Origin of the sequence: Butyrivibrio proteoclasticus P6B7 (assembly GCF_000622085.1) — a bacterium.
In the GTDB taxonomy this organism is placed as follows: domain Bacteria; phylum Bacillota; class Clostridia; order Lachnospirales; family Lachnospiraceae; genus Butyrivibrio; species Butyrivibrio proteoclasticus_A.
Map to the genome: position 1 here is coordinate 24,792 of NZ_JHWL01000010.1, position 26,181 is coordinate 50,972.

Annotated in this window: 21 protein-coding genes; all 21 read right to left on the reverse strand. The window is 42.6% G+C overall.

Annotated features, from left to right (window positions below; all coding sequences use genetic code 11):
* Positions 1-12 precede the first annotated feature (12 nt).
* Positions 13-2,124 carry a glycosyltransferase gene (locus T541_RS0108500; RefSeq protein WP_026652317.1) on the reverse strand — a complete coding sequence of 704 codons (2,112 nt, stop codon included), beginning with the start codon at positions 2,122-2,124 and terminating at the stop codon, positions 13-15.
* A 12-nt stretch (positions 2,125-2,136) separates the two neighbouring features.
* Positions 2,137-4,290 carry a class I SAM-dependent methyltransferase gene (locus T541_RS21105; protein ID WP_081779913.1) on the reverse strand — a complete coding sequence of 718 codons (2,154 nt, stop codon included), beginning with the start codon at positions 4,288-4,290 and terminating at the stop codon, positions 2,137-2,139.
* Between the two features lie 25 nt (positions 4,291-4,315).
* Entirely contained in the window at positions 4,316-5,644 is a 1,329-nt protein-coding gene (locus T541_RS0108510; RefSeq protein WP_026652318.1) for an ABC transporter ATP-binding protein, read from the reverse strand.
* A 32-nt stretch (positions 5,645-5,676) separates the two neighbouring features.
* On the reverse strand, positions 5,677-6,678 hold the full coding sequence (locus tag T541_RS0108515) for an ABC transporter permease (protein ID WP_034466575.1): 1,002 nt from the start codon (positions 6,676-6,678) through the stop codon (positions 5,677-5,679).
* Positions 6,675-7,220, reverse strand: a complete 546-nt coding sequence (gene rfbC, locus T541_RS0108520) for a dTDP-4-dehydrorhamnose 3,5-epimerase (protein WP_026652320.1) — start codon at positions 7,218-7,220, stop codon at positions 6,675-6,677. The genes T541_RS0108515 and rfbC overlap by 4 nt, the downstream gene beginning before the upstream one ends.
* Positions 7,221-7,242: 22 nt before the next feature.
* Positions 7,243-7,752 carry a hypothetical protein gene (locus T541_RS0108525; protein WP_026652321.1) on the reverse strand — a complete coding sequence of 170 codons (510 nt, stop codon included), beginning with the start codon at positions 7,750-7,752 and terminating at the stop codon, positions 7,243-7,245.
* A gap of 73 nt (positions 7,753-7,825) precedes the next feature.
* The gene (rfbA, locus tag T541_RS0108530; RefSeq protein WP_026652322.1) at positions 7,826-8,695 is read right to left on the reverse strand and encodes a glucose-1-phosphate thymidylyltransferase RfbA; all 870 of its coding nucleotides are present in this window, start codon (positions 8,693-8,695) and stop codon (positions 7,826-7,828) included.
* A gap of 16 nt (positions 8,696-8,711) precedes the next feature.
* On the reverse strand, positions 8,712-9,797 hold the full coding sequence (gene rfbB / locus T541_RS0108535) for a dTDP-glucose 4,6-dehydratase (protein WP_026652323.1): 1,086 nt from the start codon (positions 9,795-9,797) through the stop codon (positions 8,712-8,714).
* Positions 9,798-9,998: 201 nt separating this feature from the next.
* Positions 9,999-13,523, reverse strand: coding sequence for a GH25 family lysozyme (locus T541_RS20695; RefSeq protein ID WP_051538167.1), 3,525 nt, complete (start codon positions 13,521-13,523; stop codon positions 9,999-10,001).
* Positions 13,524-13,699: 176 nt separating this feature from the next.
* Positions 13,700-15,274, reverse strand: a complete 1,575-nt coding sequence (locus tag T541_RS0108550) for a hypothetical protein (protein ID WP_026652325.1) — start codon at positions 15,272-15,274, stop codon at positions 13,700-13,702.
* A gap of 35 nt (positions 15,275-15,309) precedes the next feature.
* Positions 15,310-15,666, reverse strand: coding sequence for a hypothetical protein (locus T541_RS0108555; protein WP_026652326.1), 357 nt, complete (start codon positions 15,664-15,666; stop codon positions 15,310-15,312).
* On the reverse strand, positions 15,663-16,112 hold the full coding sequence (locus T541_RS19235; protein ID WP_197025157.1) for a transporter: 450 nt from the start codon (positions 16,110-16,112) through the stop codon (positions 15,663-15,665). The genes T541_RS0108555 and T541_RS19235 overlap by 4 nt, the downstream gene beginning before the upstream one ends.
* A 14-nt stretch (positions 16,113-16,126) precedes the next feature.
* Positions 16,127-17,134 carry an SGNH/GDSL hydrolase family protein gene (locus T541_RS0108565; protein ID WP_026652327.1) on the reverse strand — a complete coding sequence of 336 codons (1,008 nt, stop codon included), beginning with the start codon at positions 17,132-17,134 and terminating at the stop codon, positions 16,127-16,129.
* 39 nt (positions 17,135-17,173) lie between these two features.
* Complete coding sequence (locus T541_RS0108570; protein WP_026652328.1) at positions 17,174-18,358, reverse strand: hypothetical protein; 1,185 nt, start codon at positions 18,356-18,358, stop codon at positions 17,174-17,176.
* A 16-nt stretch (positions 18,359-18,374) separates the two neighbouring features.
* Entirely contained in the window at positions 18,375-19,835 is a 1,461-nt protein-coding gene (locus T541_RS0108575; RefSeq protein WP_026652329.1) for a DUF6056 family protein, read from the reverse strand.
* Between the two features lie 27 nt (positions 19,836-19,862).
* Positions 19,863-20,972, reverse strand: coding sequence for a hypothetical protein (locus T541_RS0108580; RefSeq protein ID WP_034466578.1), 1,110 nt, complete (start codon positions 20,970-20,972; stop codon positions 19,863-19,865).
* 55 nt (positions 20,973-21,027) lie between these two features.
* Positions 21,028-22,491, reverse strand: a complete 1,464-nt coding sequence (locus T541_RS0108585; protein WP_026652331.1) for an MBOAT family O-acyltransferase — start codon at positions 22,489-22,491, stop codon at positions 21,028-21,030.
* A gap of 11 nt (positions 22,492-22,502) precedes the next feature.
* The gene (locus T541_RS0108590; protein WP_026652332.1) at positions 22,503-23,594 is read right to left on the reverse strand and encodes an NAD-dependent epimerase/dehydratase family protein; all 1,092 of its coding nucleotides are present in this window, start codon (positions 23,592-23,594) and stop codon (positions 22,503-22,505) included.
* A 44-nt stretch (positions 23,595-23,638) separates the two neighbouring features.
* Positions 23,639-24,352 (reverse strand): IspD/TarI family cytidylyltransferase, encoded by a 714-nt coding sequence (locus T541_RS0108595; RefSeq protein ID WP_026652333.1) that lies wholly within the window; start codon positions 24,350-24,352, stop codon positions 23,639-23,641.
* An 87-nt stretch (positions 24,353-24,439) separates the two neighbouring features.
* A complete protein-coding gene (locus tag T541_RS0108600) occupies positions 24,440-25,318 on the reverse strand; it encodes a LicD family protein (protein ID WP_026652334.1) in 879 nt (292 codons plus the stop codon).
* A 59-nt stretch (positions 25,319-25,377) separates the two neighbouring features.
* Positions 25,378-26,166 carry a hypothetical protein gene (locus T541_RS0108605; protein ID WP_026652336.1) on the reverse strand — a complete coding sequence of 263 codons (789 nt, stop codon included), beginning with the start codon at positions 26,164-26,166 and terminating at the stop codon, positions 25,378-25,380.
* Positions 26,167-26,181: the final 15 nt, after the last annotated feature.

The window sequence follows — 26,181 nt, forward strand, 5'->3', positions numbered from 1 at the left end:
TTCAAGCCCGCATCAGTGCACATTTAAAATGTTAGGCACCCAGTTAACGAGCTTAAGCCTGCTTGTCTTGTCTATAGCCATCATTCCGATCTGGTAATAACCAGGTGTCAGAACGCCCTTTCTAATTTTAACCTTATAACCTGTAAGGTCAACATTAACCTGATCCTGAAGTCTTACTCTGATGTCAGGCCTGTACCAGGTGTAGATTGGGAAGCTGTAAACCCTTGGCCCAGCCGGACCTGCTCCGTCCTGATATCTCTCAACCAGCCTAAGGAGCAATCTCTTTTCAAAGAGAGCATTATCGGATCCGATTACGAAACTATAGCCCTTAAGGTAATAGCCCTCTTCGTTACCCTCTGCGTTGACGCCATAGAGCCAGTTATCCAGAGTTCCATTGTACTCACAGCCAACTCTCAGGCACTGATCCTCTCTTATGCCCTTTAAGCCCTTCTCATGGATAGTGGCCTTAGCATAAGGAATGTCCTCAACTGCAGTGTAGTCCTCTCTTGGGATGATGGCCGCAATGGTCTCATCCTCTGTAAGATGTGGACTGTAGAAAGGATCCACGTTGTACAGATGAGCATGTCTCTTCATAAGGGTATCGCCCTCTCTGCCAAGCCTTTCAAGCTTCTTGGGATCCATATTATCAAGGCCTCTTGAAAGAGACTCGTGATGTTTAAGTGAAACGTGGTTACAGCATACGTTGTAATAGCCCTTCTCGTGGATGCTGTAGCAGAAATCCACATCATTAAAGGCAACCTTCAGAATCTCCGGGAAGCCCCCAACGCTGGCAAACTTAGCGCGGCTGATCATCATGCAGGCTGCTGTAACGCCGATGAAATTGTGAATACCTCTGTTGTAGCCAAAGTAGTGGTTCTTGTTGTCGTGCATCTTCTGAAGCTTGTGCACAGGGCCTCTTCTAACATTGGCAATTCCGCAGTGCTGGATCAGGTCGGTATCAGGATAGATGAGCTTAGCTCCAACGCAGCCCACATGCTTAAGCTGGGCCTGAGCCACCATCTCACGTAGCCATCCTTCCTTAGTAGCCTCAATATCATCATTGAGGAAAAGAAGGTACTCACCAAGGGAATTCTTGGCACCCTTGTTGCACATCTCTGAGAAATTAAACTCAGAGAGCTTGTATAAATACTGAATCTTGGTAAGACCGTTCTTCTTAGGGATCTTACCAATGAAAACGCCGTATCTTACGCGGTTCTTGGCATCACTACCATTATCAAGCACCACGATATCGTAGGTGATGTTAGGCTCTCCACCGGTGGTCTCCACGATGGACTCAAGGCACTGCCTTAAGACCTCAGGATGATCCTTGGATGGAATAATGATGCTGACAGTTGTTGGCTTAAGCAGCATATGTCTTGAAGGATGGAAGTTTCTTCCGTAGAACACGTCCTGCTCAGCATTTCTATGATAGAGAATCTCACGGATGTGACCAATTGGGAATTCCAGACCAGTTCTTTTTGCAAAGGCGTGCTCATGAATAGCAAGCATGCAAAAGAGGACATCTGCTGAAAGAAGTGATGCCTCAAGTCCTACCTGTTCTGGGGAATTCTTCTTATTTGCCGTTCCGCCGAGCATTCTTACTGCGCTGTCATACTCCGGTGATGAAGCATGGAAGGTAGCTGCTCTGCAGGCAAAAAAGCTGCCTATATAAAAGGCGTTCAGATATGAATCCGGAGACCAGTCCGGCTTAAAGTATGGATGGATGTACTTGCCACCCTTTCCAATCTCGTCCTCGTCTCCATATACCACATTATGCTCAGGATGAGCAATGAAATACTGTTTGATAACTTCCGGAGCTCTCTTTGTAAGCTTACCCTTAGGACTTACAAAAATATAAACCACATTCTCGTCGTTCTTGGCGTCAGTGATGTCCCAGACCTTACCGTAAGGAACCACCTTAACAGTAGGTTCTGGAAGCTTGTGTGGGACAACCTCTCCGGTGTCTGTTGTCTCATACTTAACAGGAGCCTCAGCCATAAGTACTGGCTGCTTCTCCACGCCATGCTGCCACTTGTCATAGGCAGAAGACTTAGCCTTCACAGTCTTGTTATATTTAGTTGTTCTCGTACTTGTAAGGACTGTTTTAACAAAGCTCTTCAGCATATAACCCCCGGATTACTCCTCATCTTTATAGTAGCGCGCTTCGCGTTTCTCGGCGATTTTCCTGCCTATCTTTTTGAAGATATTCTCTTTATTCTGCTCCTCTTCCTCACCTACGTCCAAAGAACTGATGATGGCATCAGCAGAATTCTTAGGAATAAGAGTTGTAAGAAGCTTAACACAAAGGTGATTGCGCTCCTGGACACTGAGCTTATCGCTTTCAAGGTTAAACTCAATGTTAGGATCACCAGTATTAAATATCATGGAATCATCTGAAATCCACTCACCATTAACCGGGTGAATTCCCACATCAGTCACGTTGTCAGATAACAGTTCCCCATTCCATGTAGCTCTGACAATGGTTACAAGACATGGTGCAAACGCAGGATCTATGCGGACCACCTTGCAATCTGATGTTACACGTATATCCAGACTTACAGTATTCTTCTCATCATACTGCTCCTCTGGGAAAATGGAATCATCCTCTGAATAGCCATTGCCCTCATCCAGATAAATCTGAATGCAGTCATCAGGTCTTGCTCCAGCGGCGGTTCCAGCCATTTCCTTAGGTACGATGACCTTTCTTCCAAGATCCTTCCAGATCTCAACCAGTGATTTGCGACTTCCTGTCACATACTTCTGGAATGCATATTCCTCATCAAGAAGCACCTTGATGTCATCCTCAGAAAGACCAAGCTTATTGTAAATAGCTGATGGATCGTACTTTTCCCTCTTTCTGTCCTCTAATCTGTAGCAGTAAAGAGCTCTCCAAAGCTGTTCCTTGGCAGGAATGCATTTACCATAGGTCCACTCATAATCTATTATAGTCCAAATAGGGCCATTGACCATAATATTTGAAAAGATAAGGTCATAATCAGATACAGGATATTCTTCCTTGTACTTGATTCTCTTAAGATACTCGCTGATCAGGGCATCGAAGGAATCCATGTCGTCCTTATCGATGCACTCATCAAGAAGTGAAGCCAAAGGCACGCCATTGACAAAAGAGAAAATGGCACAGCCCTCATTCTCATCAACCTGACAGTCGTTGATCTCCAAGTCGCCGCCTCTGTACTTCTCAATAAGGCCAGCGTAGGCATCTCTCATTCCAAAGACATGCTCTTTTGCCGCCTCTGTAAGAGGGAACTTCTTAATGACCTTGCGGCCAGTTCTGCTGATGGCGATATCAGTTCTAATCTTGAACTCATCAACTCTGTCGTTACTGTATTTACTGTAGATAGTATCAAAACCAGGTCCTAAGATAACCTCAAAGGAGTTGGCAAAATCCTGATACATGCCATCCTTAACCAGGTCCTCATAGGCATGCTTCTCATTAAAGAGAACCATTCTGTCCCTGTCAAAATTCCTTACATTATCCTGAAGCTCTCCAAACTTAGGAAGATAATCATCTGAGTGTAAAAGAGTCATCAGCTTATAATCAGGATATGGATAGTAGAAGTGATAGTCGTTCATACCACACTTCTTGAAGATATTGATAAGACCGTTTCTGGTAAAGGTCTTAGCTACGCTGTCTGTGGTGTATCCCTCGATACCTGAGAAATATGTTCCAAGATGATCCTCAGCACAGCCTGCAAAATACTTAAGTCCCAGTCTGTTCTCGATGGCAATAACGATTCTACCGCCCTTTTTAAGGTGACGGCCCAGCATCTTAAGGAACTTCTCGTATGGATTGTCAGTGCCAATGTAGCCCTGGCCATACTCAAATACACCGATCAAAAAGATATAATCAAAATCCCTTGGAAGATCAGGCTCAATATCCCTGAAGTTACCCACATGGATAGTAATGTTGTCAAACTCCTGATTCCTTGTGGCATTGATCTCAGAACGTCTTCTGGAAAGATCGCAGGCAACAACCTCTTTAGCCTTGGTGGCAAGCATGCCTGTGATGGCGCCGCAACCAGAGCCTACCTCCAATACCTTGGCATTTGGGTCCATTGGGATCCACTCAACGATATTGGCTCTCTGCTCAGAAAGATGATAGAGAATAGGCCAGCTGCCTCTTTCTTCGATGATCTGACCAAACTCTTCTTTTTTATGATTCTTAACAATTTCAAGAAGGTCGTTCTCAACAGCTCCGTCGCTGTAGAGATCCACACCTGAATAGTGCTTGAAATTGAGGGTTACATTACCAATCTTGCTATCCTGCATATTTCGTACCTCAAATCGGTCTTAATTATGTCGCATCTACCACCTTACAGGTAGAATTCATGTCGTAATATCCAACTGTGTTCTTGTCAGAAACAACAGTTACATTCAAAGCGTCATAGAGTCTGTGGTATACAGTAAAGTCATTCTGCTCAAAGCCTGTTACACCAAAGCTAAGGAGATACTCACCTCCCTGAAGTGACATCTTCTGGGTAAAAGAAATATCTTTTACCTCTCCAGCCTTAACCGGCTCAAGGAATGCCTTCTCCACCATGGAATTAGTTCCGGTGATCTCTATGCCCATTATATTCTTAATGGTCATGGCAAATATTGGAGCTGCCACATCCTTCTTAAACTCAACTCTCATGTGAACAGTGAAGTCAGTGCCCTTAATGATTGAGTTGGTGCGAACATCATTACTGTCTGTCACATAAACCTCTGTGATAGCAGCAGAGCCATCGCCATACTCAAGAGCCTGTGGATTGTCACCAACAATTGACTGCTCTTCATCACTCTTTTTCTCAAGCTTGTCTGTAGACTTCTTATCAGCCTTGGCCGCAGCCTCTCTGATATCGTCGTCATCAAGAAGATTGTCGATATCGCTTGAAGGAAGAGGATACTGTCCCACAAGAACCTGCTTGTAGATATCGATCATCTTCTTAGGTGTACCCTCGCCAAGGAGAACACCCTGGTTTAAAAGAACTGCTCTGTCACAGTACTTACTGATGCTGGACAGGTCGTGGGATACGAAGAGGATAGTCTTACCCTGCTTCTTGAACTCTTCAAACTTGTGATAACACTTAGCCTGGAAGAATACATCACCTACAGAAAGAGCTTCATCTACAATAAGGATCTCTGGATCGATATTGATAGCAACAGCGAAAGCAAGTCTTACGAACATACCACTTGAGTAGGTCTTAACAGGCTGATAAACGTAGTCTCCGATATCAGCAAACTCAAGGATTGCATCAAGTCTCTTGGTGATCTCTTCCTCAGAAAAACCGATCATCATACCATTAAGGTAGATGTTGTCGATTCCGTTGTACTCCATGTTAAAGCCAGCGCCCAGCTCAAGAAGAGCTGAAATGTGGCCGTTAACCTCTACTTCGCCAGATGTTGGAGAAAGAACTCCTGTAATGATCTTAAGGATTGTGGACTTACCAGAACCATTGGTTCCGATGATACCTACTGTCTCGCCCTTTCTTACCGTAAGAGAAACGTTGTTGAGAGCCTTGTGCTCCTTGAACTTTTTCTTACCGGAAAGGCCAAGGGAATCCTTAAGTCTGTCCATTGGCTTGTCATATAATTTATAGGTTTTAACCAGGTCTTTTACCTGAATTGCTACATCCTTATCCATTGAAATTAAAGGTTATTCCTTTCTCCTGTAAATCACAGTATATCGGCAAAGTGTGGCTTACTTCTCTTAAAGATAAGTGCTCCGATACAGAACATTGTCACCACGAAGAGCCAGAAATATGTGGATGAATAGAAGTGTTCAAAGAACCATGTATCGCCGTAAACAGCGTTTCTATAGCCCTCGACAATATATGTCGTAGGAATGAGCTTAACTATCCACTTGTACTTATCAGGAATAATTGCAATATTCCAAAGAATAGGTGTTGCCCACTGGAAAAGCTGAAGTCCGATAGAGATGATCTGAAGAAGATCTCTAAAGAACACAACAATTGCGCAGGTCGCATAGCTTATGGACAATACCAGAATGAATTCACAGCCCATGTAATAAATGATCTGAAGCCAGTAAATATTTGGATAATAACCGTAGATACAAGCAATTACCAAAAGAACTCCAATAAAGAAAACATGGATAAACATGGCTGCTATGATCTTGATGATCGGAAGAATACTGATCTTGAAAAGAACTTTCTTAACAAGATAGTTGTACTCAAGAAGTGAAGTTGTGCCGTTGGTGAGAGCTTCTGCAAAGAAGAACCATGGCACAAGACCAGCTGTAAGGAACAGTACGTAAGGAACCTCAACGCCTCCGGACACAGCCTGAGCCTTAGCTGTAAATACTACGTCAAAGACGATATAGTACATGCAGACAGTTACAACAGGCTGAGCCAAAGCCCAGAAAACACCCATGTAGGAGCCTGCATATCTCTTTTTAAAATCGTTAACTGCAAGTCTCTTGATAAGCTTTCTTGAATGGAAAAGCTCCACAGGAAGGACCATTAAACGGTCGTACCAAAAGAAGACCAGGATACAGCTGACACCTATAAGGGTACAGCCACAGATCTTTTTGAGCATCTCTGTATGCTGGTCTGCAAGCGGATTGTTATGTAAGACTTGTAGTAGCGCAAGTGTAAACGCCAATACATAGAAAATGCCCAAGCCTGCTTGCTTGGGAAGTTTTCTTAACCCTTTATTCAAAACTCTTTAATTCCTCCCCATTTGGTATCCCTATCTGAGAAGATAAGTTCAACACCCTCCTGAAGTGGCCATTCAACTCCGATGTCTGGATCATTCCAGAGAAGTCCGCCCTCATCATTAGGATGATAGAAATCAGAGCACTTATATGCAAACTCTGCATAATCAGAAAGAACTAAGAATCCATGAGCAAATCCCTTTGGAATAAAGAACTGCTTCTTGTTCTCAGCTGTAAGAACAACGCCGTACCACTTTCCAAAAGTCTTGGATTCCTTTCTAAGATCTACAGCAACGTCAAATACTTCACCGTTAATACAACGAACAAGCTTATCCTGAGGATGCTCCTTCTGGAAGTGAAGGCCTCTTAATACGCCTCTCTTACTTGCTGACTGATTATCCTGAACAAACTCAACGTCAATTCCAGCCTCTACAAAATCCTTCTTGTTATAAGTCTCTACAAAATATCCTCTGGCATCGCCAAAAACCTGTGGTGTTATAACCTTAAGTCCTTCAATTTCGCATGTTTCAACTGTAATCTTACCCATTGTATTTCTCCATTTGTATATTTTAATTTCCTGATGGTGGTGTTCCCACTGAAGTTCCTGGAAGTGTTCCTGTAGGCTCCTTGCCTGGAACATCCCCTCCTGGAGGAACGTCTGCTCCTGAACTGTTGGCAGAAGTAAACTCTCCTGCTCCGTTAGGATTGTAAAGCTGGCCCTGAACTGCCATGCCTGTCCCGTCCTGATCCTCAGAGGAAGCATCACTGGAAGCATCGCTGCTACCATCAGAACCTGATGAGTTCTTCTTGATAACAACGACTGCTGGAATGCTCTCTAATTCATCGAAGAATTCCTCATCGTACATAAATGCATTGAGGTCGTCTCCGATCTGCTCACCAGCCATAACTCCATCTCCGCTCATGTAAGATGCAGCTGTGGCAGGATTTCCTGACTTATCATTCCCCTTACCAAATAAGCCGTTTATCTTGTCTGCGTTAGTCGCATAGACAATGACAAATACCAGAATTATTGCGCTGATAATTGTCAGTAGTGCCATTCTGAAAACTTTAACGTCCATAGATCATCCCCCTTGGAATTCCAGAATGTATTTCATCTGACCAAACCTGTCAGATTGTGTTCAAATCAAATGATTACAGGCCCTCGGCTACTTCCTTGAGGTACTTACCATAATCAGTCTTCATGAGAGGCTCAGCAAGCTTAAGAAGCTGCTCCTTATCGATGAATCCTCTCTTGTAAGCAATCTCCTCGATGCAGGAAATATAAAGACCCTGTCTCTTCTGGAAAGCGCATACAAAGTCAGATGCATCAAGAAGAGAATCGTGGTTACCTGTATCAAGCCAAGCAAAACCTCTGCCCATAGTCTCAACACGGAGCTCGCCTCTTCTGAGGTACTCGTTGTTGATACTTGTGATCTCGATCTCGCCTCTTGCAGATGGCTTAACGTTGGCAGCAATATCAACTACCTGATTGTCATAGAAGTAAAGACCTGGAACTGCATAGTTGCTCTTTGGATGCTCAGGCTTCTCTTCAATGCTGATAGCCTTACCATTCTCATCAAACTCAACTACGCCATAAGCTCTAGGATCTCTTACATAATAACCAAAGATTGTAGCGCCCTTATCTCTTGCAGCCACTTCTCTAAGAAGCTTAGAAAAGCTCTGACCGTAAAAGATATTGTCTCCAAGAACAAGAGCTACAGAATCGCTTCCGATGAACTTAGCGCCGATGATGAATGCATCAGCAAGTCCTCTTGGCTGATCCTGAACTGCGTACTCAAAGTGCATACCAAGCTGCTCACCTGTTCCAAAGAGTTCCTCAAACATAGGAAGATCTCTTGGTGTAGAAATAATGAGAACTTCTCTAATACCAGCCAACATAAGAGTTGACAGTGGATAATAGATCATAGGCTTGTCATAAACTGGCATCATCTGCTTAGACATCGCACGTGTCAAAGGATAAAGTCTTGTTCCTGAACCGCCTGCTAAAATAATTCCCTTCATTGATAGTTCTCCTTAATTACTTATTTGCGTACATCTTCTCATAGTACTTTTCATAATCACCGGATGTAACATTCTTCATCCAGTCCATATTGTTGAAGTACCACTTGATTGTCTTACGGATACCCTCTTTGAACATTGTCTCAGGTTCCCAACCAATTTCTGACTTAATCTTATCAGGAGCGATAGCGTAACGTCTGTCGTGACCCTTTCTATCTGCTACATACTTAATAAGATCGTATGAAAGGTGTGCTTTTCTTGGATCTGAGTCATCAAGCTCTTCTCTAAGAACATCGATAATAGTCTTAACGATCTCGATGTTCTGCTTCTCATTGTGTCCACCGACATTGTAAGTTTCAAAGAGTCTACCTTTTTCCTGAACCATGTCGATAGCCTTAGCGTGATCTTCTACAAAGAGCCAGTCACGAACATTCTTACCATCACCATAGACAGGGAGATCCTTTCCTGATAAAGCGTTGTTGATAATAAGAGGAATGAGCTTCTCTGGGAACTGGTAAGGTCCGTAGTTATTAGAGCAGTTAGTGATGTTTGCAGGGAACTTATATGTATCCATATAAGCCTTTACAAGCATATCTGAACTTGCCTTACTTGCTGAATATGGGCTGTGAGGATCGTATGGTGTATCCTCATAGAAATATGCATTAGGATCCTCTGGAAGTGATCCATAAACTTCATCTGTAGAAACGTGAAGGAACTTCTTGCCTTCCTTGAAAGAACCGTCTGGAAGCTCCCATGCCTTCTTAGCTGCGTTAAGCATTGTAGCTGTTCCAAGAACGTTAGTCTGAACGAAAACTTCTGGGTTGACAATAGATCTGTCAACGTGGCTCTCTGCTGCGAAATGTACAACTCTGTCGATGTCATTCTCTTCAAAGATCTTGTTGATAGCATCTCTGTCGCAGATATCTGCTCTAACGAATGTATAGTTGTCTCTGTTCTCTACATCCTTAAGGTTCTCAAGATTACCTGCATAAGTAAGTACGTCAACGTTAATGATTCTAATCTCGTTGTCATACTTCTTAAACATGTAATGTATGTAGTTAGAACCAATAAAGCCAGCTCCACCGGTCACTAAATATGTTCTCATTTATATATATCCCTTTCTTCTTTCATTTTAAGCATACTTTTACCGATATAGTATAACACAAGCACCATAGATAGACAAAATTATTTCAGTATGTCAGTACTTCTCGGTATTTGAGGCATTTTTGATGGCATTGTTTTTCCATCTAAAAAGCACATGGCTTTGTGATTTAAAAGCCATGTGCTTAAATTTGATTTTAATTCATTAGTAGCAGATGTTCATATCAACGTTTCCGTTAATTCCAGAAACTCTACCCTTAGATGAATACTGCCACATATCATATCTTGTTGCTGAATATGTAGGAGCTGCAGCGTACTGTGCAAGCCAAATCTTAAAGCCTGTAAGAGACGCTGTATTCATGTAGCTTGAAAGCCATGTCTTGTTGCCGTATACACCAGCTCTATATCCAGCATTCTGAATTGTTCCACAGAAGGCCTTGATATTAGCTGTTCTCTGGCTTGAGCTGATAGCATCACCACGGCCGTTGCTGGCCTCAACATCAAGATATACAGGGAATGAAATGTTATATCCCTTGCAAAGGCTGATTACCATTGAAGCCTCTTCTACAGCCTCAACCTCGTTGACAGCCTGTGTAAAGAAGTAAACACCAACCTTAAGTCCGGCATTTAAAGCGCCATTGATGTTTGACTTGAACTTAGCATCCTCAATAAGAGCACCCTGTGATGATCCTCTGTATCCACATCTGATGATAACAAAGCTTACACCTGAGTTCTTAACTGCCTTCCAGTCAATTGTGCCATTCCACTTACTTACGTCGATACCCATTGTTCCGGATGTTGAAGAAAGAACTCCATCACCGTTGAATGTGTACTTAGCGCCCATGATTACCTGCTCGCCAGTAACCTTATTACCATTCTTATCAAAGAAATAGGTCTTTCCATCGATTGTCTGCCAACCGTAGTAAGTCTTGTTAGTCTTCTTGATCTGCTTGTAGTATGTTCCGTCCTTCTTGTAGTCAGTAGCTGTTGCTACGCGATACTGACCATTCTCAAGAACGTAAAGTGTATTTCCTTCAGTATCTTTAAGTTCCTTGTTAGAAAGAACTGTCACCTCAACTGTAGCATCTGCATACTTGTCACATGAAACAGTGATTGTAGCCTTACCAACCGCTACTGCTGTAACTGTTCCATCCTCTGCAACTGTAGCGATTGCTGTATTGCTGGATACGAACTTAAGCTTAAGGGATGTGTCCTTAGCTGTGATCTTCTGAGTCTTCTTCTCATAGAGAGTGATTGTAGACTCGTTAAGAGGCACCTTATCTCCGCTCTTCTTGGTTACTGTTACTGTAACGACTGTATCTGAGTAACCCTTTGAAGATACTGTGATTTCTGTCTTACCTTCCTTAACACCCTTCACATTACCGTCCTTATCAACTGTGGCAATGGCTGTGTCCTTAGAAGCAAATGTAAGTGCCAGTGAACCAGATGTGATCTTGACTGACTCACCCTCTGCAAGACTGATTGATGTGCTTGTAAGAGGAACTGAACCACTATCTGTAACTGTTACTTTTACTGTAGCGTCGTTGTAGTCTGTTGCTGTAATAGTGATGTTTGCTGTTCCTTTTTTCACACCAGTAATGTTACCACTACCATCAACGGTAACTACATTTGTATCACTACTCTTGTATGTCATGGATGATGGACCTGAAGCACCAAGGCTCTTGGTCTCGCCAACCTTAACACCAGTTTCAGATGCAACTGTAATGTTGCCCTTCTGTTTTTCTTTTACTGTAACTGTAACCTTCGCATCATTATACTTATCAGCTGAAATAGTGATTGTCGCTGTACCAGCGCTCTCACCCTTAACTGTAAAGCTGCTGCCACTTGTTGTTACAGAAACAACTGAAGAATTGCTTGATGAAGCACTAATACTTCCACTTACATTTGTGGAAATAGTCTCAGATGCTCCATACTCAAGTGTTATTGAATCCTTGCCAGGCTTAATATCCTGCTTAGGCTGTTCTGTGTTTCCACCAGTGTTTCCACCACCCTCTCCAGGATTATCTGAAGGCTGGCTTGAACTTGAACCGCCACCTGTGTTTCCACTATTGGTGTTACCAGAATCATCAGCCTTAGTGCTCTTTTCTGTTGAAGCATCTATAGAAGTGTCTGTACCTCTTCCCCTGGCAAGCTTCTTGATATCGCCATTATCTGCACTTGCAGTCTTAGAAGGATCCACAACCTTTGAGTTATCTACCTTTTCGTAGCTAACTTCTCCAGTCTCGCCGCCTTCTTCAATTCTTGAATCAACCCACTCAACTGTATCCTCAAGCTTTGACTCAACCTCTGTCTTAACAGCAGTATCTTCCTGAGCTACGTTAACCTGTGACTCTTTCTTAACCTCGTTAGATACATCAACTGCCTTCATCTCAACAGTATCTTTGATTTCAATGCTCTTAGTTGATGTTTCAAGAGAGTAATTTGAATAATCTGCTGGAAGTGCGTTAGGAGTTACCTTGTAGGTACCCTTTACAAGTCCAGTCTTGTAGATGATTCCGTCTTTATCATCATCGTTGTAGGTAACCTTTGTGCCATCTGGATTAACAACTGTGATCTCAAATGGAACGCTTCCTACAAGCTTCTTGGTCTCTGAGTTGATGAACTTAACCTTAAGATCACTCTTGATGGTTGTAAGGGTCATCTGGATTGTAACGCCCTCTGCGTCATCAGCTACAACTTCCTCTTCTTCCTCTTCCTCGATGAGGCCTGCTGCCAGAGCCTTAGCCTTCTCCGCATCAGCGATAGCTACAAGTCCGCTCTGTCCAACCATCTCAACGTCGCCAAGAGTATTTCCTACGTCGTTGAATGCGTTGATCTGCTGAGACTTTACAGAAACATTTCTGTAGAATGCACCAGTTGCAACAGCCGCAGCCAAAAGGATAATTGCAAAGCCAGCAGCTATCCTCTCTGCAGCGCTTGATGTTCTGATCTTAAGTAAAAGAGTTCCAAAGAAAGTATCCTCTGCATCTCTGCGAGATCTCTTTTTGCTACGAGACTTCTTTTTCTTAGGAGCATAGGCATCGTACTCACGATCCTCGTCATCCTCGTAGTAATCGTCTTCGTACCTGTCATCGTATCTGTCGTCTTCCGGATACTCGTCATCGTACCTGTCGTCGTATCTGTCGTCTTCTGGATACTCGTCATCATACCTATCGTCATACCTGTCGTCATCGCGATAATCTCTATCGTCGTCAGCGTATGCTTCGTCGAAGTCTTCTACATCATCCTCAACGCGATAGTCGTTGCGGTCGTAGTCATCTTCATATCTATCTTCATTGCGATAGTCATCCTCATCGTCGATAGCTCTTTTATCAGGAAATGCTACCACGTTGTCGGATCCGCGCTCAGCCTTCTCATAGCGATCAACTGGCTCGCGGTCATACTCTTCCTCTGGATAATCGTCCTCATCGCGATAATCGTCGCGGTCGTAATCATCCTCATACCTGTCGTCATCGCGGTAGTCTTCGTCGCGGTCATAATCATCTTCACGATCGTAGTCATCTTCATCGCGCTCAAAGTCACGATCATCATCCTCATCTGGATCATAATCGTCGAAATCATCATATTCATCTTCATACTTCATATCGAAGTCATCGTCAGGATCGAACTCCTCATCGAAGTCCTCATAATCCCTGTCATAATCACGGTAATCGTCCTCGAAGCGAGGCTTGCGACTTTTCTTATTGAAGATCCCCAGTCCCTTTTTCATCTCTTTCCTCCATAAACAACTAGTAAAAATTATAATGCTAAACTGATATATTACGGATAAAGCATGAATATCTCACCATTTCTATCCGCAAGTTCTTATCAATATTGGCGGCATTTGAAACACAGACTCGCATTTCCCCAGATACACTATACCACACCAAACGAAAAGAATCGAATTCAGTCCACCCAAATAGTGTAATCATGGTCAAGAACCACAATATTATAGTTATCAACCATAGTAGTTTCCAGCACTGTAGGCTGCACCCTTTCCATGAACGCAGCAAAATCCTCCTGAAGATAATCAGTAAAGATATAGCAGGTGGCACCCTCAGTGGACTTGTAAGGTGGATACCAGGTCTTGTCGGAGAGCCACTTGATGCCCTCCATGTCAGCCATGTTGTTGACGCCCCTGACTTTAACGCTGTTATTGCTCATAACAGTAATATAGTTGGCGTGGTCAAAGGTAGCATAGCCGTACTCGTAGCCATTTTCCTCCATCCACTGGGCCACATGATAGGTAGCCTGATCCTCCGAAGCATCGCATACCACCAGGTTATTGTAGAACTCCTGGCCAGCAATGACGCCATAATATATAACCGGAATTGCTAAAAGAGCTATCCATTTCTTATTAAAGTAATGTATGAAAAGAGCCATTCCCGTTCCCACAATAAAGAGAAGGTTCAGATAATATCTAGGCGCTGACTCAGCAGTTGTAAATATCTCTGAGAGAGCACAGACAACAAATCCAAAAAGAAGTGGCAGCGTACTCCAAAGCAGATAATCGCCGGAAACACTTTCGTAGGCTGTGGTTGGCTTTGTTTCGCCGCTTTTTACAAGCTTACCAAAGAAGGTAATGACATAGCCAACAATAGCAATAATAAGGAAAAGAGCTACCAATACAGGTACTCTGTCAAAATCAAGAACTGCCTTGATATTAGGCCACACTACTTCTGTGAATTTCTCGCCAGCATGTCTGATATTCCTTGAAGCACCAGGAGTGTATGAACCAAGAAGTTTACTTCCCAGCAAAGCCACCGCAGAAATAACAAACAGCCATACAAGGATCATGACATTTCCAGGCTTTTTCTTTTTCATCATCGCTACTATTCTTCTAAGGAGCTCTGTACCTAAAAGAGGCATGTAGCAGAAAAGGCATGCGTGCATACCCTGGAGGCTATTGACCACAGAAAGTGCCAGTGTCAGGATAAAGAACAGCACTGGAACTTTATCTTTTTTCAGACAGATGTTATAGAGCATCAGCAGGATAAACAGTGAAGCAAAGTGGCTCACATAGTAAGCTGCGTAGAGAAACAGCATTCTCTGATTCTCATCAGCGGGCCTTGCCAGAATAAATACAAGCAGGATTGCGAGTAAAATCTCCAAATAACTAAATCCAATCTGCTTGTAAAACAAGAACATTAAGACCACAAGAATAGCCATAGTAATACTGCAGGCTATTCCCATAGAAAGATTCATATCATTACCAACAAGTGGGTAGATAAAGGCCGCCAGATTAGGAGTCATGATAATCCAGTCGTGGGTTGATGTAACCCAGGTCTTAGGCTGGACAAAACCATTTTCAAAGATCCTAGTAGCAACCAGAGTTTCAGACGCAATGTCTGACTCCATATGACATGTGTAATGAAAAATGTTGGCATCAGACAGTATAAAAACATGGCACAGAAACACCAGGAGAAGCACTACTGCGCATACTATTTCTATATAGTCAAACAATGTCTTTCTTTTATTCACTACCAAATTCCCCTCATAAAACAAAAATCAAAAACTCACATACCACCAAGTATATTAAAGATCGCAATTCCTGAAAGAATGAAAATCATTCCGATGATTTTTCTCTTAGTGAAGCCCTCTTTGAAGAAAATCCTGGACATGATCATTACAAAGATATATCCAACAGGCTCCATAACTACAACGCCCATGTAACCTAGTCTTGTGTCGTCGTAGCAAAAGATTGAAAGTGCCATAGAAAGCACCAGCAGCATATATCCTGAAATAACAAGGACATTGAGATATTCTCTAACTATTGATGAATAGTTCTTTTGCGCGCTCTTCTTAAGAAGAACCTGAGATGTTGACGCTATAATCTCAGCTACAAGCATGAGGCCAATCCATACAAAAATCATAACTTGACCTCCTTATTAGCATTATCGCCAGCATCCACAGATGCATCTGCACTTGCATTCTTTAATGCATCATTACCAGCATCCTCGTCAGTCTCTGCCCCGGTGTTCATGATGATAACACCGATCACCACCAGAACTACACCAACCACCTTCCAGGGTGTGATGCCCTGACTGAAGATCACGAAGTTCCAGAGCATAGACCACATGAGAGTCAACGCCTTGTTGGCATAGGCCAGTGAAAGCTGAAACTTCTTGATCATCTGCTGCCATACAATGGCGTAAACACCAAGGATTATGAATTCCAGTCCGAAGAACAGGATGTATTTAAAAGATAAAAATGGATGTCCGGAAGCCAGCTTGGCAGCCACTGTTGAAAGTGAATACACCACCACAGCCCCCTGAAGCATCAATATATCAACAATTCCAATTTTCTTTTTCTTATCCATTACTACTAACAACCTCAATTATCTGAAGCGTTGCTGCTTGCCGCAGTGGTGACGCCGTTGGGATAGATCATGGTCACAAAGTGGTTAGCCATGTACTCGTTGCAGGCCGCATTCACATGCACGTTGTCAAGAAGCCAGCCAGCACTGTTGTCAGCATCGATTGTGCCGTAGTAATTGTCGATGAAGGATACACCTGTTGCGCCAGATACGTCGATCATGAACTGAAGGTAAGTTGTAAGTCTTCCGTTACCATAGTCGTACATATCGCCGTTAACAAGAGCTCCTGTTGAATCGTAGGCATAGCACATAGTAAATGAGCAGCAAACGATTCTGATGTAAGGATACTTCTCCTGAAGTTTCTTGATACCGTAGGTAAGAGCTCCGCTGTAGGTGATGGTATCCTGGTCGTTGTCAGGATTCATACCAATTCGAAGGTTGAGGTAATCCTGTGCATCATAGAAGATAACAATAGTATCAACCTTATCAAAGTCAGTATCCGCAAGCTTTCTTACGTGATCCTCGTAGGTATAATCTGAGAAGTTCTTGGACTTATCTAAAAGAGCTGAATAATCCTCAGATACGATAGTGTCAACAACACTAGTAAAACTGAAGGCATCCAGAACATAGTCATCTGAATAGTTCTGGGTCTTAAGAGCTACTGTAGATGATGGGAATCCGCAGTTAATGCAGGTTGCGTCAGTCTTGGCAGCCACCTGTCCTGCAAAGCCAGTCTCGCCCTGGTCATAGGTAAGAGCATCGTTACCAAGAAAAAGAATTGTCTCCTGATCATCGTAGGTGTGTCCTTCCTTCTTGTCATTGGCAAGAAGAAATACCTGGTCAAGAACCTCTACCTCAAAGCTCTCTCCTGTTACGCCCTGGGTCTTAGCGTTTCCCTGATTCCATTTCCACAATTTGTAAAAAGAAAAAGCAAGAATCAGAAGGATTCCTCCAATGATAACTATATGGAGCCAACCAGGAATACCCTTTTTATTATCACCATATTCTTCAATGTTATTACTCAAATTAAGCACCTCTTTCTGTTTGAAATCCAACTATCGATTTCACTGTTTCTGTAATCTTTTGATAAGGTTATATGTATATACCAAATATGCACCAAGATACATTATTGACATAATCATAAACGGAATTCCTTCTATTATTTCAAAATCAAACAAGTATCTGTTGTAAACCATCACTGTGCACAAATTCATCACAAGTGGAATCCAGATCTTTTTAACATCAAAAGCTACAACAAAGGCAGTAATCAATATTAGCGCAACATAATCATATCTCTCATGCATGGCAGGAAGGAAAACGTAGCAGGTCGAAGCTGACCAAGCAGCCAGCATCAGCATAAATTCTTTATCAATATTCTCCCTATGTTTATAGCAGTATAAAAGCCCTAATGCGAAAACTGTAGCTGTAAAGAGGATTGCTGGAATAGCAAATATTTCATAGCTTTCAAATCCCAATTGGTAAGGTGATAGTGATAACCAGGTCATCTCATTATATCCCTGATTCTGCCTTATATACACAGAATAGGTTTCTCTAATACCACGTTGTGCCCAAATACATGGAAGACCTGCAATCACATAAGCTACTGGTAAAAAGAAGAAATGAAGGATACTGATATTCTTCTTAACAAAGTACGTTATAATATAGAACGGAATGATGAATATAACCTGCATCTTGAAAATAAAACTTATTGATAACCAAATAAAACTTACTGTCACTTTATCAGTAAAGTAATAGTAAAGGCTCATTATTATGAAGCAAGTAAAAATAGAATCACACTGTTTCCAAAGTGCACCATTCATCATTACTACAGGAAGATACAAAGTGACTATTGCCACTATAATCGCCTTCTTTTTTAAATCAGGATTCTTTTTGCCAAAGCACTCATATACAAGTCTATAAATGTAGTACGCACCAACATAATCTGCAATGCATGAAGTAAGTGCAATCCAAAACCATGGTGCTAGTGGTGCCCTCGCAACAAAATCCAAAAAGATATTGTATGGTACATAGTAATTACCTATGGTATGCTCAAGGCCGCCCCAAAATGAGTATTGTCTATACTCATTGATCCACTCCATCAAAGTAACATTATAATCCCCAGAAATGGTATGTGGCGCCATTTTAACCCTAATGATCACAGAAAAGAATAAAAGCGCTTCAATTATGATATTGAATGAATACTTTTCAAATAAAGAGCAGATTGCATCATCAACCTTAAGTCTTTTCATCTCTCATCATCCTCATTTAGTCAAACTGATTTTCATTACTAATAGAGTTAAGGCCATAAGCCCATGAAATAGCTCTATTAATTCTCTCCGACTCGTGCTCGCCAAGGAAGAACACGTAGAAATTCTCTATCTCCTCAGGAATAAGTGGCGCAGGAACAACAAGGTCCTCTCCCTGATGATCCTTAAAGCTATCAAACAGTGCTACTGTCTGTGCATAATTATCCTGGAAAACTCTCTCAGAAAGCTGTCTGTTCAACTGATAAGTCATATATGACTTTGGCTGATAAGTGCATGTTCCCTCGCAGAAAACCAAAGCCATGATAATTGCAGCAAGAACATATCCTCTTGCTTCTGAATTCATAGAATCTGTTACTAGCCACCCTATCATTACAGCTAAATTGACATATGAAAGAGCTATTGCAAACACTGCCACAAAGATACATCTATTAGGCATCCAAGGAACATTATATCCCATTACAACTGGCATTATCGTTACAAACTGGGATAATACAGCAAAAATACTAGAAATGAAATATGCCTTCTTATCAACAATAAGCTTACCTGCTAAAAAGAATCCGCATAATGCTGCAATAAGCAATATCACCCAGAAATTAGTTCTGTCAAATAACCAGGAATTAATAGAATGGAATTCGCTTCTAGTATCCTTCAGAATAACTGCAATATTCAGTCCTGTATCATTGACACTTGAAAGCCTTACATAGTTACCTGGAGCTATAGTATTGATCAGCGATCCAATAAACATAGATAAAAAAACAAAAAGACTACACTTTTCTATTTTTTTATCTCGAATAAAATAATATACCACAGCACAAAGTGCAAAATAACACGCAGTTCCTGAAATAGCCAAAGAACCACCAACACCAAGGAAGCCGAAAATGCATCCTAGTACTGTAAACAGCTTTTTCTTTTTATGTTCCTTATTTGTTGCAAGAAACATAAAAGCAAGTCCAATGGTCGCGAGAGAAAGTGGATAACTATAAACAGTAGCTCCTGTATACCAGAAGTATGTTTCGTAAAATGAATCATACTGAGTTATTACAAAAATAACCAGAGCAGCGATTGTAAGCTTTATGTGAAGCTCACCTTTGAACATATTTTTAAGAGTTGCAAATACAAGAAAAAGAATGGAACCAAATGAAAGCACCGCATTTAATACCATCATAATTCTAAGAGTTGGAAATCCATCGTTATTAACTGGATTAAAGAATACATTAAAAAACTCAGAAAAATATGTTCCCTGATGCGTATTAAACACCCAGACCATATAATTCCAGGAAGCTACAAGATACTGAAAGAAATTAGTATTCTTCATCTTAGTATCCGCAGCATACCAAAAGTCATCAGATACGATAACGGAATAATAAGCAACCCTTATCATTGTCCAAATCATCATAAACAAAACCAGTCCTGCCAAGACTGATACAACAGCTTTTACACTTTTCTTTTTATCTAACATCGCCTTTTGCCCCTTTAAATTCCATTTTCACCAATCTTGTGAAAATAACTCCTCAAAGTCAAAGCCATCCACAATACTCCTCATATGTGTCAGCTCTGCAGCCATTTCCTCGGATGAGTGGATCTCATACTCACCACTCTTAAAGCATTCTACCATAAATCTATTAATTTCGGGCTTATAATGTGAATAGTCCGCATAATCGTTGAGGTCCGTCACTTCATCCATGGTCTGGAAATAGAAAACATGGACGTTGTCGTACTGAAGCAATTCATCAGCCACGAACTGGTACTGATTCAGCGTAGCCTCATAGGTATTCTCCTGAAGAACGTTGTGCCAGTAGAGAATACTATATGGTGGGAAAAAGAAATAAAACTCAGTATCAGGGTTATCAATAACGAAAGGAAGGATGTTGACCTGAAGGTTCTCATAGGTCTGAGGAATCAAAGTCTTAGGATCCATTTCCTCGTCCACCTTCTCAGGCTCCTCGTAGGTGTGCATAACCCACTGAATATTGTAATAGTCAGGAGTCCACCAGCTAAAGTAGATCTCAGACAGGTCAGAGCCCTCACCCTGAACCACTGGTCTAAAGATGTACTGGAAAAGAACATCCTTATTAAGCAGGTACTTAACGTCGTTGAACGGATTGCTGTCATAGAGATACTCTGGCAGCGGATACTTGGTAGTATCTGTGTCCGCAGTCATTGTAGGAATATCCATTGCAAAGAAAACTGCACGAACATCGTTATTCTGCCTTGCGTAAGTATTCTCATCAAATACGATAGAGAGGATGTTATAGTCGTCCTTAGGATAAGCGCCGCTATAGCTAAGCTTCACAGTCCTAAGATCCATGATCTCTGCGAAGTCGTCGGTGTCGAAGTTAACGGTCATGGAAGAGCCAATAATGCAGGAATCATAGGTAAAGTTCTTGGCCATTCCCGGATTCTGGCTCAGCTGATTATCCACAATATAAGGAAAGTCCTGCAGTGGTGCGTGATAGTGGAAGAATGGATCCACATAGATCACCAGCGCTGAAATCAGGATGAACACTGCCAGCATCAGTCCCAACAACGTGAAAAAGAGCTTCTTCGCCCTGTTATGTTCTTTTTTAATTGTCTTGAATTCTTTTAATTCGCCCATTTTACTCCAGCTTGATAATTCTCAAATCTCAGAATAGTGCATAATTCTACTAACATCAGAAGTTCATATATAAGAACGTTCCAACTCCCGAGAAACTCAATATACTCCACACCAGGAAAAGAGCTGTCACAAGAGTGGTCCAAATGCTAAGCTTAACGCTCTTAATCTGCTCCAGAGCGTTCTTTCTAAAGAAAATGATGTAGGCAGATACGATCAGGAACAGCCACATGCAAAGATCCCACACAAAGCTGGTCTTCATAAGTGGTGTCACCTTGATGACGTACCAGAACTCGTCCAGTCTAAACACTGATGTAAGGCTGCTTGGAAGAGCCTTCTTGCCGCCCACAAACATTCTACCAATAAGCGTTACGGCATCCTTAAGGCTTGGCGCCCTAAAGAATACCCAGGCAAGGTTCACATATGCAAAGGTCAGAATTGTGCTAACCACAGTCTTTACCGGGTTAGAGCCAGCTCTTTTTACAAGACTAGTCTTGTTCCTATCCATCCACATCCTGGTGATCACGAACAAAACACCGTGAAGAAGTCCCCACACCAGGAAGGTGTAGCCCCTGCCGTGCCAAACGCCACTGATAAGGAACACCACCAGGTAATTCAGATATTTCCTGAACTTACCCCTTCTATTGCCACCAAGAGGAATGTAGAGATACTTGGTAAAAAAGCCAGTGAGTGTGATATGCCATCTCTTCCAGAAATCCACAATATTAGTGGCTTTGTAAGGAGAGTTAAAGTTAACAGGCAGCTCAATTCCGATCATCATGGAAATGGCGCTGGCCATGTCGCAATAACCGCTAAAATCAAAGTACAGCTGGAATGTATAGAATACAGAAACCAGAATAGCCTCGAGACTTCCCAAAGTGGTCACGTTCTCAAAGCCGTAGGAAACAGCCTCTCCAAAGGTGTCTGCCAGGAGAACCTTTTTGAAAAGACCTATTGAAAAAAGATATAGCCCTCTCATGAGGGTGTCGTAGCTGAATTTAGATCTGATGCTCTTTTCCAGCTCCTTGGACAGATCAGCGTAGCGCTGGAGCGGACCCTGGATAACCTTAGGGAAATAGAGCACATAGACAAGATAGTCAATAACCTTGAACTTAGGGATCTCCATGGTGTACAGATCCACCAGGAAAGAGATCATGTTGAAGGTGTAAAAGCTGATGGCCACTGGGAAATATCCCAGAAGATATTTAAAGTACACAAGGGCAAAGATATTCACAGAAACCGCCATCAGCATGATGATTCTGCCATCAATCCCTCTAAAATCCTTATCCCTGAACTTCACAATGAGGTTTGCAAACACAACATTCAAAGCGATGCTGATTGCAAAAAGCCCAAAATCATCCAGGCCAAAGAACAGGAAAAAGACCGCAGAAAATCCAATGAGACAGAGTTTTAAGATCAGCTCCCCCTCCTCTTTTTTCCTAAAGATGTGACGCAAAACAGAATATGCAATTACGAAGATGGGCAAAAGCGCCAACACAAATCCATAAGAATTAAAAAGCATGTTTCTATCCCTTATTTCTGCATTATCTTAACGAAGTGGTCCACCGCTGTCTCAAGGTCGAAGGCCTTTGTCCAGCCAAGGCTCACAAGCTTATCTGGATTCAAGATCTGTTTATTGATTGGAGACTGTAACTTAAGGTCCCTTTCATCAGCTTCCTTGGCGGTTACAGGAACTCCTGCTGCCTTGCCGATGAGCTCTGCCAGACCCTTGATGGTGACTACATTCCCTGGAGCACAGATATCCACCACGTCTCCCTTTTTTGCTGTCAAAAGAACTGTCAAAATCCCAGAAGAAGCATCTGCCGCGTAGTTGTAAGAACGCTCCTGAAGACCTGGGCTATTAAGAACAATAGGGTTTCCAGAGATAGCTCTTTTTACAAACTGCACATGAGCTCTGTCATCGCTGCCGGTAATGCCTGGGCCAAAGGTGTGACAAGGTCTTACCACAACACAGTCCAGATCAGATTCTAGGCTCATTTCTTCGGTAGCCAGCTTACTTACTGGGTAGCAGGAGCGTGGCCCCTGCTGTTCCACGATAGATAAGATTTCGTTGTAATAGTGTGATGCGAATTCCGAACAATCATCTGATGTCTCAGCAAATGTCTTGCCGTGTATTTCAGCTATGTTATCCACAATACTCTGCTCTACAGAGTACACTTCTCCACTGGATACATAGAGGAACCTGTGGATATTAGCTCTTTTACCATATTCGAGAATATTAGCGGTTCCAAGGATGTTGCCCTCCACTGTCTCCTTCCATCTGTCGATAAAGGCTGATGGATAGGCGTTTCCAGCGGCATGGATGATGTAGTCCACGTGCTCAGGGAACTCTTTGAAATCCTTGGACAACATATCGTATCTGACAAAAGAGATATCTTCTCCAAATCTTTCACGGAGTTTATCCACATTTCGGCCTGCGGCGAAGATAGTTATCCACCCTTTGCCGGACTTATTGTAGTGGATAAGTTCATCCACAATAAATGAGCCAATGGTTCCACTGGCTCCTGTCACCAGGATGCTCTTTCCATTTAGCTCATCTATTCCTACTGTATGTTCAATGGCGGCCTTAAGGTCACTTACATATGTCTCGTTATCAGTTACCATAATTTCATTTCCATACACATCATTTTATTTGACGTTGCTGGCGATTATTTCAGCCACTCACTTCTCTTACTTACAAGAAGTGCCTTGAAAATATCGATGTCATCTACAGTTGTAAGCTTGATGTTCTTCTCTGAACCCTGGGAGAAGTACACCTTCTTGCCAAGCTCGATCATAAGAGTACAGGAAGCAACTGATGCTGTGATGCCCTTCTCAAGAGCCTCTCTGTGGGCGTCGCAGATCTCACCGATCTTAAAGCCCTGAGGAGTCTGAGTTCTTTTAAGGTGATCTCTTGAATAGCTCTCGTTTGAAGACTCGCCATCCTCAGTTGTAAGCATAGCCTCAGCACAAGGAATTGCTGTGATGGCGTTGCCGAACTGCTTGGTCTTCATGATGCAGTCAGAGATGATCTCTGCAGAAACCATAGGACGGATAGCATCGTGGATAAGTACGATGTCGTCCTTGTCAAAGAACTTCTCAAGCTCGTAAACACCGTTTCTAATAGAGCCCTGGCCGTTCTCACCGCCGTTAACGATGTGCTCAAGCTTTGTTATATTGAACTGTTTAGCGTAGGCTGTAACCATCTGCTCCCAGCCCTCTACGCATACAACAGCGATAGAATCTATTTCAGGGTGATTCTGAAAAGCCTCTAAAGTATAGACAATTACTGGCTTCTCATTAACTGTAAGAAACTGCTTTGGAATGTCCTGATGCATTCTTGCACCGGTTCCGCCGGCAATTATAAGTGCTACTGTTTTCATAATACTCTCCTGTTTATCAATAACTCCATGTACATCTGTACATTTATCTCATACTTCATTTCACTGATCTGTAGTCATCATGCTCAATTACTTAATCACATTGACGTGCATTGGCACCCTCTTATCCTCTGGAGGAAGGGCCATGTAATCCTTGTAGGTTTTCTTAAGCCACTTGTCGTGGTCCTTAGGAATCGGGAACTCTTTTCCGCGGATCACTGCTGTGTCCGGGCCATCGATAAGGTGCTCAATATCAAAGTCAAGGCCCCAGTACCTTGGATCAGGCTGCTCGTTGGATATAAAAAGAAATGGCTTCTTACCGTTACTTTCCTGATAGAGGTCAGGTGTCTTACTTCTAAGGCCTGCAACTCCGCCTGTGGTCTGGTTCTTGATATAGCTCTGAGCAAGAACTCTAAATGGGATCAGCTTGCCGATTCCTGCAAGAACCGCTGCTGCTGCCTTCATGATGCCCTTGAACTTGCTGTAATCAATGTATGGTCTGTGCCCCATGGAAAGAGCATACAAGAGCTTCAGCTTAAGGAGCTGAGCCTTGTGATTGTCATCCTCAATATCAAATACGAAAAGATCCAGAGTTGGGTGAGAATACCTATTCTCGTAGAAAGCCTCTTCACCAAAGCTTGTGGCCTCATAAGTAAGATCCATGTCCGCTATCTTAGTTATAAAGTCAAAGAACTGTGGATATCTTTCAAATCTAAGAAGCTTGAATCTGGGATCCGCCTCTGTCTCGTAAACCTCAATAAATCTCTCATAGTCCTGACGAAGGAACAGAATATCCACATCGTCGTCCCATGGAATAAAGTCCTGATGCCTGATGGCACCAAGGAAAGTACCTCCGTGAAGGAAATACTGAATGTTGTGCTTTTTACAAATTCTATCTACTTCTGAGAGCATGGCAAAGTCCGATTCATGAACCCTGTCTAAATACTCCTGAACTTCCTTTGAAATCATCAATAATACCTCTATTACTACAACTACTCATCTGTATCAGCCGTATCAGCTGACTACATTTACTTCTGCCCAATCACCTCAGGATCCGCGTAGATCAAATATCCATCCACCGTATCCACCAGCTCCAGGCCCTGCTCTGTCAGATCCCCATCGATAGCTCTTTCTTCATTAAGGATAATGTAGCTACACTTGGTCTCGCGGGTTGCTGCCACCAGCGCCTCTGCATCTATAACCTCAGGCTTAACCATAACCTCATACACTGAGTTATAGTAGTCCCACTGAGTTACCACCATCTCACGGCCATAAGGCATCAGGATGTTGGTGTTGTACTGTCTTACAAAATGAACCATCTCATCCGGGAAAGCCGCACGTACTCTTGGCTCGCCCTCCTTTGGCGCGATCACGTCAACCACATCCACCACTGACTGAGGAATGTGATAAAGGTTCTCAGCCTTGGACATGTACTGCCCTGTGTAAACGAAAGTGCCTGTAATCGCAATAACTGCCAGGGTTACCACCAGCGCAACTCTCTGGTGCATGCTCTTTTTCAAAGAAAAGATTGCCTTGCAGGCTCCAAATCCAATAACCAGATAGATTGGCACCAGCCACAAAAGGCGGTAATAGGTGTCCGTTCCGTCGCTGAAGACCTTAACGTAGGCCTTCTTGATGATTGGGCAAAGAAATCCCACAACCATCACCAGCGGCATAATGCCAAGGACCACCTTCTTCTTGATGCTCTTTTCTGTAGCCAGGATGTAGATGGCCGCAGCAAGGAACATCACCAGTAGCGCGCCGTTTCCCATATATAGTTTGAGTGACACATAGCATTCTCTGAATATACCGTACATAAACTAGTCCTTCCT